The 12,090-nt window shown below is 37.4% G+C and carries 13 protein-coding genes; 10 read left to right on the top strand and 3 right to left on the bottom strand.

Features of this window, described 5'->3' with window-relative positions; all coding sequences use genetic code 11:
* Nucleotides 1–544: 544 nt before the first annotated feature.
* Nucleotides 545–1,453 (bottom strand): LysR family transcriptional regulator, encoded by a 909-nt coding sequence (locus tag QZ114_RS07760; protein ID WP_001222594.1) that lies wholly within the window; start codon nt 1,451–1,453, stop codon nt 545–547.
* 997 nt (nt 1,454–2,450) lie between these two features.
* Here QZ114_RS07760 and QZ114_RS07745 point away from each other — a divergent pair.
* Nucleotides 2,451–3,185, top strand: a complete 735-nt coding sequence (locus QZ114_RS07745; RefSeq protein ID WP_050489878.1) for an ABC transporter ATP-binding protein — start codon at nt 2,451–2,453, stop codon at nt 3,183–3,185.
* Between the two features lie 12 nt (nt 3,186–3,197).
* A complete protein-coding gene (locus QZ114_RS07740; RefSeq protein WP_295501738.1) occupies nt 3,198–5,213 on the top strand; it encodes an FtsX-like permease family protein in 2,016 nt (671 codons plus the stop codon).
* A 239-nt stretch (nt 5,214–5,452) separates the two neighbouring features.
* Here the strand turns inward: QZ114_RS07740 and QZ114_RS07735 are convergent, their stop codons facing one another.
* On the bottom strand, nt 5,453–5,605 hold the full coding sequence (locus QZ114_RS07735) for a hypothetical protein (protein WP_226946464.1): 153 nt from the start codon (nt 5,603–5,605) through the stop codon (nt 5,453–5,455).
* Nucleotides 5,606–6,139: 534 nt separating this feature from the next.
* Here QZ114_RS07735 and QZ114_RS07730 point away from each other — a divergent pair.
* The 5 genes from QZ114_RS07730 to QZ114_RS07710 all read left to right on the top strand — a co-directional run bounded on the left by QZ114_RS07730 (nt 6,140) and on the right by QZ114_RS07710 (nt 8,464).
* Nucleotides 6,140–6,868 (top strand): ATP-binding protein, encoded by a 729-nt coding sequence (locus QZ114_RS07730; protein WP_295501735.1) that lies wholly within the window; start codon nt 6,140–6,142, stop codon nt 6,866–6,868.
* A complete protein-coding gene (locus tag QZ114_RS07725; protein WP_295501733.1) occupies nt 6,849–7,445 on the top strand; it encodes a response regulator transcription factor in 597 nt (198 codons plus the stop codon). Before QZ114_RS07730 ends, QZ114_RS07725 begins: the two co-directional genes overlap by 20 nt.
* 50 nt (nt 7,446–7,495) lie before the next feature.
* Nucleotides 7,496–7,765: a YqgQ family protein gene (locus QZ114_RS07720; RefSeq protein ID WP_025171619.1), complete on the top strand. Its 270-nt coding sequence runs from the start codon at nt 7,496–7,498 to the stop codon at nt 7,763–7,765.
* A complete protein-coding gene (locus QZ114_RS07715; RefSeq protein WP_295501729.1) occupies nt 7,765–8,145 on the top strand; it encodes a rhodanese-like domain-containing protein in 381 nt (126 codons plus the stop codon). Before QZ114_RS07720 ends, QZ114_RS07715 begins: the two co-directional genes overlap by 1 nt.
* Nucleotides 8,146–8,233: 88 nt before the next feature.
* Nucleotides 8,234–8,464, top strand: coding sequence for a DUF4190 domain-containing protein (locus QZ114_RS07710; RefSeq protein ID WP_295501727.1), 231 nt, complete (start codon nt 8,234–8,236; stop codon nt 8,462–8,464).
* Nucleotides 8,465–8,503: 39 nt separating this feature from the next.
* On the opposite strand, the gene QZ114_RS07705 is transcribed toward QZ114_RS07710, so the two are convergent.
* The gene (locus tag QZ114_RS07705; protein WP_295501725.1) at nt 8,504–9,229 is read right to left on the bottom strand and encodes a 16S rRNA pseudouridine(516) synthase; all 726 of its coding nucleotides are present in this window, start codon (nt 9,227–9,229) and stop codon (nt 8,504–8,506) included.
* Nucleotides 9,230–9,390: 161 nt separating this feature from the next.
* Between QZ114_RS07705 and typA the strand changes: the two genes are divergently transcribed.
* From typA to QZ114_RS07690, 3 genes are all read left to right on the top strand, one after another.
* Entirely contained in the window at nt 9,391–11,232 is a 1,842-nt protein-coding gene (typA, locus tag QZ114_RS07700) for a translational GTPase TypA (protein WP_033684034.1), read from the top strand.
* Between the two features lie 19 nt (nt 11,233–11,251).
* Complete coding sequence (locus QZ114_RS07695) at nt 11,252–11,506, top strand: DUF3165 family protein (RefSeq protein ID WP_295501721.1); 255 nt, start codon at nt 11,252–11,254, stop codon at nt 11,504–11,506.
* Between the two features lie 264 nt (nt 11,507–11,770).
* Nucleotides 11,771–11,896, top strand: a complete 126-nt coding sequence (locus tag QZ114_RS07690) for a hypothetical protein (RefSeq protein ID WP_295501719.1) — start codon at nt 11,771–11,773, stop codon at nt 11,894–11,896.
* Nucleotides 11,897–12,090 lie beyond the last annotated feature (194 nt).

Below are 12,090 nucleotides of genomic sequence, written 5' to 3'. Positions count from 1 at the left end.
CTTTTTTATTTTTTATGTTTTATACTCAATGAAAATCAAAAAGCAAACTAGGAAGCTAGCCGCAAGCTGCTCAAAGCACTGCTTTGAGGTTGTAGATAAGACTGACGAAGTCAGTTACATATATCTACGGTAAGGTGAAGCTGACGTAGTTTGAAGAGATTTTCGAAGAGTATTAGCTCTTTTATCACCAAGTCTCATTAAACAAAAAATCCAAAAGTTAGTTATTTAAAAGCTAACTTTCGGACGATAGTGTATTTAGGAATTTTCTTTTGTTTCTAGTCTAATATCTTTTATCTATAAATTTAAAGTGGAAGGATTCATGTATCTGAGTTCTATGAAAACAGCTTAATAAATCAGTATCCTTAGTTTTAGCTGGGACTTACTAGCTAAATAGATGAGTGAGGATAACTAATCTTAGTTAGGATGAATTTCCAAGTCAAGACTGTTTAAGATATCGGAGATAAAGGAGGTGATATGGTAATCAAGTAGTTCAAATTTTTGAATTTACTTAAGAAAAGAAAGTAAGCTGCTTTGCTATTTACTTTTAATTATCAAACTGAACTTCTTCTAATAGATACTGGATAAAGCGTTCGCCCATTTTGGATAGGCTAGTTTTCTCATGTTGAATATAGATAAGTTCAATTGGGTCCTCAATGTCTAATGGAATAGAAACAATATTATCTCCATTAAGGTTACTGTTCAAAATCCCTGTCGCAATAGTGTAGCCATCTAAACCAATCAAGAGATTAAAGAGTGTAGCACGGTCGCTCACAACAATGGATTTCTTGTGGTGTTCTTGTGAAAGAATTTCTTCTGAGAAGTAGAAGGAGTTGTGCGTCCCTTGGTCATAGCTGAGATAAGGGAAATTCTCTAAATCAGATAGTTTTACCTTGTCCTTTTTAGCCAGAGGATTGGTTTTGCTGACAAAGATATGCGGTTGAGCGGTAAAGAGATGGTGGGCAAGCAGATGGTTATCATCTAGCATCTTTGTCAAAACATCTCGGTTGTAACTGTTTAAAAAGAGGACACCAACTTCACTACGGAAATTCTTAACGTCATCGATAATCTCCCAAGTTCGTGTTTCACGGAGAAAGAGCTCATACTTTTCCATATCACTTTTCTTAAGTAGCGATACAAAGGCATTGACCACAAAGGCATAGTGCTGGGACGACACGCTAAAGAGTTCGCGGTGAGCGACAGGATTTTTATAGCGTTCTTCCAGAAGCTGGGTCTGCTCGACAACCTGACGGGCATAAGAGAGAAACTCCATGCCATCACGGGTCAAGGTAATGCCCTTAGGATTACGAATAAAAATTTCAATACCCATTTCATTTTCTAAATCTCGAACAGCATTAGAAAGACTAGGTTGGGTAATGAAAAGTTGTTTAGCTGCCTCATTCATAGAGCCAGTTTCGACGATTTTGATAATATAATGTAATTGTTGAATTCTCATGATTTAATTGTACCACACTTGCGTCAGAATCGCCAAAGAAGATAAGAAAATAAGGGGCATTGTGTGAGTCTCTGTAAAGTAGTTAAGAAGAAACTTCTAAATCATTTAGTAAATAAGGTAAAAAAGTAGCTGATTAAGAGATTGTTCAGCTATTTTTAATTGAGAACTATAAAAATTTCTCTCGAAAATAAGAAACTTGCACGATTTACTCATTACTTAGCCAATACTAGAGTTTATACTAGTTATTGTAAAGATAATCATCCAAAAGAAGGAAGGAGGTAACCTTATAGCTAAAAATACAAATCGTTTAGAAATTGATTCTCTAAGTTTTGAGGTTGAAAAGCAAGAACTTTTCGGGAAATCAGAAGCTTGTGGTACACAGCTGTTAAAATGACGCTAGCAAATCTGTGTGGGTTGTGTTTCACCTATTCTTATGAGTGTACGAGAAATAATGTTCGTTGTTAGATAAAACAAAAGGACAATTCTAGTGTTTTATTACAAAACATTGACAACATTTTGATTTGGTGTTATATTTACGGGAGAAATACAAATAAAACAAGACAACTTTGAGATTGATTCTTTGGATTATGGAAATTAATAGCCAAGAATTGGATGGAAAATCTGCTGCTGGGTGGGGGTAGGGCTGTTAGATTAACAGCACAGGGACGCTGTGGTTGGTGGTTTACATATTCTTATGAAGGTATTTTGCCAAACGTGCGCTGTGGATAAAACTCTCTATTTTTTGACAGGAGGATAAAATGGAAGGAATTATTGGAACATTAGAATTCTATGCACCTGTACTGGTCTTAGGAGTTATTGTCATAGGGATTGTTTACTTTATGAAAAAAAGAAACGATCGCAAATAATCAACATCAACCGATACCTGAAAAAGGCATCGGTTTTTTTATTACTTGAATATATTGCACAAAATACTCATGGCAAACCTTGAAAGAAACCGTATAATGAGAGAGTAATAAAGAAACGGAGGAATGAAATGATGAAACAACTTATCGTGACAGGATTAACGAAAACATTTGGTCAAGGGGATAATATCGTTCATGCTTTATCAGATGTGAACTTGTCTGTTGAAAAAGGAGAATTTCTGGCAATTATGGGAGCTAGTGGTAGTGGAAAAACAACACTTCTCAACTGTATTTCAACGATTGATAAACCAACATCAGGTGAGATTCGATTTGAAGATTTTGACATCATCCATGCCAAGGAAAATGAACTAGCTGACTATCGTGCTAAAAACATTTCCTATATTTTCCAAGCTTACAACTTGGTGGAAACCTTGACGGTCTATGAAAATATCGTTCTACCTCTTCAAATTCAGGGGAAAAATATTAAAAAACATCAGGATAAGATTGAGGAAATTTTGGATAAGCTGGCCATCCAGAACTTAAAAGATAAGTTTCCTAATCAGTTATCAGGTGGTCAGCGACAACGTGTGGCAACTGCTAGAGCCTTGATTGATGATTCTAAACTGATTATCGCAGATGAGCCGACAGGAGCCTTGGACTCTGCCAATTCTGAAAAACTGATGGCGCTTTTGCAGGAAATCAATAAAAGTTTTGGTATTACCATTTTACTGGTTACGCATGACCCTGCTGCAGCAAAGTATTCCTCACGGATGGTGCTACTTAGCGATGGAAAGATTATGGATGATTTGGAACGTAACAGCTTATCTAATGAACAGTATTTACAAGAGATTTACAGCCGTACCAGATAGGAGGGGGAGAGTATGTATCCAAAATTGATTTTACGAAATGTATTTCGAAATTTACAGACCTATACCATCTATTTTTTCAGTCTGACCTTGATTTATAGCTTGCTCTACGCTTTTAATGCTTTACCAAGCCATCCAGTGATGCAAAGTTTATCAGGAGCAAAGGAAATGTTGACGACAGTGATGAGCCAGTACATGGGTTTGCTTTCCTATCTGATTTTATCGGCGATTGCCTTTCTCATCGTTTACGCCACAAATTTTGTGTTGGGACGGCGCAAGAAAGAGTTGGGACTTTATGCAACGCTGGGAATGAAGAAGAAGCAGATTATCCGTACCCTGTTCTTTGAAACCATGCTGGTCAATATCTTTTCCTTGATTCTAGGTTTCTTGCTTGGAGTGATCTTACTGGTCATTCTAGCTAAGGTTGCATCTGAGTTTTTTATGGCCAATTACTTTGGTAGTCTGCTTTTCTTTGATAGCAAGTCTGTCATCTTACTAGTTTATTCCTATTTGGTCACCAGTTTTATTGTTGGTGTCATGGACATTCTTACCTTTAGAAAGCAAAATATCATTGCACTCATTCAAGAAAATGGGGTCAAGAAATCTGTCTTGCCAAAAGGCAAGCCAGTTCTTCAAGCATTTCTCTTTATTCTTTCGACAGCTGTTATTGGTTTTGGTGCTCTCTATTTTTCAGACTATCACCATCTATCATTCTTGAAAAGCTGGGGTATCTTGCTGGTATCTGTCTTCGTGATTTTTGTGATTTTATTTTACAATACCTTGAGCCATTTTATCTTGGTCTCCCTTAGAAAACTGCCTCAAACCTACTATAACAAACTAAACACTTTTAAAATCCGTCAATTTTCAAAACAAGCTGATAGTAATTCGGTCACGTTGGCTGTCTTATCCTTGACCTTGACACTGGCTCTCAGCTTACTCGTTTTTAGTGGTAGTGCCTATACGACTATGAACCGAGAGCTGAACAAATACTCACCTTATGATGTAACTGTCAATCTTTATCGTGGTCAAGAGTTCCAATTTGCTCAGGATTCTGTAAAAGATAGGCTGAAAGCAGATGGATTTGACTTTAACCTCATCAAAGAGGAGTACAGTTATCCTATCTATTCTAGTGATTTAACCTATAAAGATTTGATTGATACTAGCAATCTCTGGGAGCATGATAAGAAACTTCCTGAATCAAAAGTACCGATTTTAGGAATTTCTGCCTACAATCATCTCCGCAAACTGCAAGGGAAAAAAGCGGTTGACTTGGCAGAAGACCAATTTCTAGTCAATGCCAATTATAAAGGAACTGCCAAGCAGATTCAGGAATTTCTATCAACGACCAAAACCCTCATGATTAACGGTCATTCTCTCAACCTTGCCTCTTCAAAGCCACTTGAAACAGTTTACTTTTTATCGTCAGTGGGTACAAATGACACAGGAACCTTAATTGTACCAGATAAGGTAGTAGTTGGATTGACGGAAGACCACACGACCTATGTTGCCAATTTCAAAGAAAATATCGACAAACGGAAAGTAGAAACATTCTTAAGTCAGTGGATAGAAAAATACTACTTCACCCGTGATGGAGCAGAGTTGAATTCGTTCACCTATCAAACGAAAGGAAGAATTTTTGAGATTTATCTTGGATTTATGGGCGTCATCGTCTTTGTCATGATTTTTGTCAGTGTTATTTTTATCATTATTTCCCTCAGTATCTTGTCACTTCAAACTTCTACAAGTGCTTTGGATAGTGTCAATGATTATCAAATCTTATACCTTCTCGGGAATAAGAGAAAGCAAAATCGATCTATTCTTTTGCAACAGATTCTAAGTTATTTCTTGGTTCCGCTGGTCATCGCAGGTCCGCTAGCATTTGCCTTGAGTACCGCTCTTTTGGGCTATTTTGAGAATTTCGCTAATACCAGCATTTCTATTGATATCACCTATCTGGGAGTAGCGGTCTTACTATTTGTCCTTTACCTGCTAGTGACTTACAGAGTAAGTTGGCAAATGATTGAAAATTAAGTCAAATACCAGAGTTGCCTATCCGACAATTCTGGTATTGTGTTATAATGATATTAAAGTAGTTCAGGAAGTGGATACATATGAAACAGTTTGTCAAATTGATCTCGAAAAACTCACTTTTATTGTGGTGGTTGACGATTTTTAATCATCTAACTTTGATGATTTATATTTATTATAGGATTCCTCTGGACTTTTCGACAGATTTTTCCTTACAGATGGTTTTATTGCTGATTATTGCTTTAATTGTATTTAGCTATATTTGTAATATTGTGACCTTTCGGTATAGTGAGTTGAAACTTTGGTTGCTCCTGATGATGTTTCTCATTAGCTGGCAATCCATCTTTAATCAAGGAGTTGCGAACACCCTGTTGCACTTTTTTGATATTCTTCATCCGCTCAACTCTTTTTTATTGGTGTATAGTTCTCTGTCTATTATCTTTCTGGGAGAGAAAATAGGAGAAGAACTGTTGAGTGTGTCCTTTGTGTTGACACTAATCACCATTAGTTCGTATCTGTTAAGTCCTTCAATTTTTCTATTTCTGTCCTTGTTTGCGTCTCTCTTTTTAAACCTTGTTCCCTTGATTTTACTGATTTTATATCATAAAGAATTGAAAAGTAAACTCAAGTATCAGAGACGAAATTTGTGGATATTAGCTTTGATATTGCCTCTTTCTTATTTCTTTTTGTATATCAATACGACGGGCTCAGGAGTGATGAACCTAGTTTGGTATCTGGAAATTCTTGGCATCTTAGCTTTTTTACACTTCAAAACGATTGTCAGCTCTCTTCAAAAAAAGGTATCAGAGTTGAAATTGTCCTATATAAAAGCTTTTTCACGCTTGTTTTTATTGGTTATGTTTTTGTTAGTAGGCATTTTCATCATCTTTCATTTAGACTTAAACACGAGCTTTTTGGTCTTGAATATCATGTTACTATTGTTCGGGATTTGTTCGGAAGAATTGATTCGCCTCTTTCGTTCTGCTGAAATGCTAGATGCTAGGGATTATGTAAAAGTTCTCTTTTTAAAGCGTAACCGTATGGTGAAAAGTCTGCTGGCAAATGAAGACACAGAACAACAGTTCTCCGAATTTCTTCACAATGAAATCCTGCAAAATGTGATGGCAATAAAAAATTTCAATAAATATAGTAGCAATCAAGCTTTTGGTGAACAGATCAATCTGGTGACAGAGGAGTTGGTTCAGCGGATTCGCGAGCGGATGGATTATTATCAGCCAATGGTAGAAACAGACGAGCAGTTAGACATCCAGTATCAAGGGCTGATTAATCGGATTGTCAAGCGCTATCACGCAGAAAATGAAGTTGTCACACAGTTTCCTGCCCACTTTAGGCTTTTATCTCCTTACGATAAAATTGCCTATCGTCTGGTTGAGGAACTGACGACAAATGCCGTTAAGTACGCTAGTGGTGGAAGGATTTCTTTGAAGATTGATGTGCATGATGACGCTATTTTTATCATTTCTGAAAATAACTGCCTTCAAACAGAAAAATCCTTAGGTTATGGCTTGAAAAATATGTCTAATAAAATTAGTGTTTTAGGTGGTCAAATGCAGATTTTTGAAAATAATAAGAGATTTCGTGTAGAAATTACTCTCCCGATTGATAAGGAGTTGTGTTATGAAAATTTTGTTAATTGATGATCATAAATTATTTAGCCAAAGTATCAAGATGATTTTAGAGTTATCGGAAAACATTAAAAAGGTCCAGTTAGTGGATAATTTTTCGACTATTTCGGAGATTGCTTTTGATGACTACGACATTATTTTGATTGACATCAACCTGACGAGTCTGTATCAAGCTGATGGGCTGACCTTGGCACAAGAGATTATCGACAATGGTTGTTCTAGTAAGGTTGTGATTTTGACAGGTTACAGTAAAAAAATGTATGAACACCGAGCTAAAGTTATGGGGGCTTATGGCTTTCTGGACAAAAGTATGGATCCAGATGAGTTGGTGAAAAAACTGGAAAAGATTTATCTAGGTGGTAAGGTCTTTTCAGATGAAGTGATGGTAGAGGTGCTAACACCACGAGAAATCGAGATACTAGAACTGGTTAGAAATGGCTTGACCATTGATGATGTCTGTGACAAGGTCTATGTGAGTAAACGTACAGTTTCCAATCACTTGGCCAATATCTTTTCAAAGTTAGGAGTGACTAACAGGCAGGAGGCGATTCACATCGCTGAGCAGTTGGGCTATTTTCCACCAGATTAAAAAGCTGCAGAAGATGCAGCTTTTTTAATTATTTCTGTGATACTTCTTGTGTGAGTCTCTTCTTGAAAAAAACACAAAATTTTGCTAAAATGAGTCTTATGAAAACATTCTATGATGTGCAACAGTTCCTCAAGCAATTTGGTATTATTGTTTACATGGGAAAACGCTTATATGATATTGAACTGATGAAGTTGGAACTCTCTCGGATTTATGACGCAGGGTTGATGGACAAATTAGACTATCTAGAAGCAGAAGCGGTTCTTCGCAGAGAGCACAAGGTGGAATTGGATTATATTGAGAAAAATGGAGAAAAGAATTAATGGTTACTTGGATTTTGTGGATACTTATACTAGCAATGTTAGCGTGGATGGGCTTTAACTATCTTCGTATTCGCCGTGCAGCTAAGATTGTGGACAATGCAGAGTTTGAGGCCTTGATTCGGACTAGCCAATTGATTGATTTGCGCGACCCAGCTGAATTCCATAGAAAACATATCCTTGGTGCCCGCAATATTCCTTCAAGTCAGTTGAAGACTAGTCTTGCAGCCCTTCGTAAAGATAAACCTGTCCTTCTTTACGAAAACCAACGTGCGCAACGTGTGACAAATGCAGCCCTTTATTTGAAAAAACAAGGTTTTTCTGAGATTTATATCCTTTCTTATGGCTTGGATTCTTGGAAAGGGAAAGTGAAGACTAGCTAATCTTATTTCAAAAGCAGTTGAATGATAGGATGAAGCTATTGTTTTATACCATAATTAATTTGTATAAAATTTAAGGAGTTCTTAGAACATGAAAGAAAAGAAGAAAAATCCACTTTTTCTGGGTATCTTGTCGATTATTCTTGGTTTGTTATTTTCGTGGGGGGGGGGTATTGGTTTAAGTATTACCAGTTTATTGTATGCTAACTCACTTCAAAAAGAATCTGGACTTGATTATAAAACAGAAAAAATTATAGCTATAGTAGGCATTGTTCTTTCTGCTCTAAACTGGATTATTGGAATTATCTTACACATGAGTTAAAGAAGATTAAAAAAGCTTTATTTTTAAAGCTTTTTTATTTTATCGACTCATCTCTAAATAGTTTTTAATGATCTCTAATTCTTCTGGATTCAAGTGACGATATTGACCTTCTCCTAGTTTTGGGTCTAAAGTGAAATCACCGAATTGAACTCGTTTTAGAGCAGTGACCTTAACACCAACTGAGAGGAACATTTTCTTGATTTGATGAAATTTTCCTTCTGAAATGGTGATAGAGGCTTGACTGAGGGAAGGACTTGCAGATAGAATCTCTAGTCTTGCAGGTTTACAGATAGTGCCATCTAAAAAGACAATTCCCTTTTGAAAGGCTTGGATATGGTCAGGTGTCAGAAGTCCATTAACCTCAACTTGGTAGGTCTTATCGACATGATATTGGGGATGGAGGAGTTGAAAGCCCAAGGGACCGTTGTCAGTCAAGAGGAGGAGTCCCGTCGTATCTCGATCCAGTCGGCCGACGGCATAGAGCTTGTCAGACTGGATGTCAGGTGACAGCAGGTCCATGACGGTTTGGAGTTCCTTGTCTTTGTTGGCTGTAACGACACCAGTAGGCTTATGAAGCATAAGATAGGTGTGCTCATAACCTCGAATGATTCGGTCCTGAAAAAGGAGTTCTTGTAGTCCTGTATCGATATTTTGGGCTAGGGAGCGGGTTGGGCAACCATCGACTAGAATTTCTCCTTTTAGTAAGGCTTGTTTCATGGCCTTTCGGCTAACTTTTTCTTGGGCTAATAAATTATCTAAACGCATACTGTGCCTATCTTATCATAAGTCTCTTACTTTGAAAAGTCTTGACAGGAAAAGAAAAGCTTCGTGAAAACATTTACACTTGCTTGAATTATGTTATTTACTTGAAATTATGGTATAATCGTTCAGTTAGAAAATAAATTTTGAATATTATAGAGGAAATCATGACAAAACTTAGAGAAGATATCCGTAACATTGCGATTATCGCCCACGTTGACCACGGTAAAACAACCCTCGTTGACGAATTATTGAAACAATCAGAGACTCTTGATGCACGTACTGAATTGGCAGAGCGTGCTATGGACTCAAACGATATCGAAAAAGAGCGTGGAATTACCATCCTTGCTAAAAATACAGCTGTTGCCTACAACGGAACTCGTATCAACATCATGGATACACCAGGACACGCGGACTTCGGTGGAGAAGTTGAGCGTATCATGAAAATGGTTGACGGTGTTGTCTTGGTCGTAGATGCCTACGAAGGAACAATGCCACAGACTCGTTTCGTATTGAAAAAAGCCTTGGAACAAGATCTTGTCCCAATCGTGGTTGTTAACAAAATCGATAAACCATCAGCCCGTCCAGCAGAAGTAGTGGACGAAGTCTTGGAACTTTTCATCGAGCTTGGTGCAGATGACGACCAGCTTGACTTCCCAGTGGTCTATGCATCAGCGATTAATGGAACTTCTTCATTGTCAGATGATCCAGCTGATCAAGAAACTACTATGGCACCAATCTTTGACACCATTATCGACCATATACCAGCTCCAGTAGATAACTCAGATGAGCCTTTGCAGTTCCAAGTGTCACTTTTGGACTACAATGACTTCGTTGGACGTATCGGTATCGGTCGTGTCTTCCGTGGTACAGTTAAGGTTGGGGACCAAGTTACCCTTTCTAAACTTGACGGCACAACTAAAAACTTCCGTGTTACTAAACTCTTCGGTTTCTTTGGTTTGGAACGTCGTGAAATCCAAGAAGCAAAAGCGGGTGACTTGATTGCCGTTTCAGGTATGGAAGACATCTTTGTCGGTGAAACCATTACTCCGACAGACGCAATAGAAGCTCTTCCAATTCTACACATTGATGAGCCAACTCTTCAAATGACTTTCTTGGTCAACAACTCACCATTTGCTGGTAAAGAAGGTAAATGGGTGACTTCTCGTAAGGTGGAAGAACGTTTGCAGGCCGAATTGCAAACAGACGTTTCCCTTCGTGTTGACCCAACTGATTCACCAGATAAATGGACTGTTTCAGGACGTGGAGAATTGCACTTGTCAATCCTTATCGAAACAATGCGCCGTGAGGGATATGAACTTCAAGTATCTCGTCCAGAAGTTATCGTAAAAGAAATCGACGGTGTTAAATGTGAGCCATTTGAACGTGTTCAAATCGACACTCCAGAAGAATACCAAGGTTCTGTTATCCAAAGCCTTTCTGAACGTAAGGGTGAAATGTTGGATATGATTTCAACTGGTAATGGTCAAACTCGTTTGGTCTTCCTTGTTCCAGCACGTGGTTTGATTGGATACTCAACTGAGTTCTTGTCAATGACTCGTGGATACGGTATCATGAACCATACCTTTGACCAATACTTGCCATTGATTCCAGGGGAAATTGGTGGTCGTCACCGTGGTGCCCTTGTTTCTATCGATGCTGGTAAGGCTACAACTTACTCAATCATGTCTATCGAAGAACGTGGTACGATCTTTGTCAACCCAGGTACTGAAGTTTATGAAGGAATGATTATCGGTGAAAACTCTCGTGAAAATGACTTGACCGTTAACATCACTAAGGCAAAACAAATGACTAACGTTCGTTCAGCTACTAAGGACCAAACAGCTGTTATTAAGACACCTCGTATCTTGACACTTGAAGAGTCTCTTGAGTTCTTGAACGATGATGAGTATATGGAAGTAACACCTGAGTCTATTCGTTTGCGTAAACAAATCCTTAACAAGGCAGAGCGTGAAAAAGCCAACAAGAAGAAAAAATCAGCTGAGTAAGAGCTAGAAAGAGTTAAAGATGATCTATTTAATCATAGGGCTCCTCTTATTACTACTCTATGTATTTGCGACACCACAAAGTATTAAGGGAACCGTTAATGTCTTTGTAATTATTTTTGTTGGAATGTCACTCGTGATTTTGATTATGTTGTCAGTTTTTCAAATTTTTCAATTACCAGCAGAATTCTTTGTCGCAATCGCTATGCTGGCCTTAGCCTACTTTAGTTTGCGTGATATCACTCTTATGTCGATGAATCAAAGTAAAAGAAGATAAAAAAGAGAGTTTAGGCTCTCTTTTTTGTAGAAATTTTACAATAGTTTGAATTGCCTTTTACTATAATATCATCTATTTTTCTCGGATAATATGAATGGGAAAAACTGGAATAAAATTCGTTAATGACATCTATTTTTGAGGGAACTGTAAAATTTTATTACTAACGATACCTTGATACAATATGTTGACAGGTTATATAGAAAGTGATATATTTATGTTATAAGAAACCGATTTCAAAATAAGAAAGGATTAAATTTATACTCAATGAAAATCAAAGAGCAAACTGGGAAGCTAGCCGCAGGTTGCTCAAAGCACTGCTTTGAGGTTGTAGATAAGACTGACGAAGTCAGTTACATATATCTACGGCAAGGCGACGTTGACGCGGTTTGAAGAGATTTTTGAAGAGTATTATTGTCTTGTTGTTCAGGGTGTGATTGATTAAACTAGGAAAATAATTCTAAGAATTTATAAAACATGAAATCTTTGTTCTATAGGGTTATTCTCTTATACAAGGAGTCTACTATGAAGAAACTATTCATATTATTATCAACTTTTTTTCTCAGCTTCTTCCTTGCTTGGATTAT

Source organism: uncultured Streptococcus sp. (genome assembly GCF_901875575.1).
Classification (GTDB): Bacteria; Bacillota; Bacilli; order Lactobacillales; family Streptococcaceae; genus Streptococcus.
This window is presented reverse-complemented; position numbering and strand designations above follow the sequence as displayed.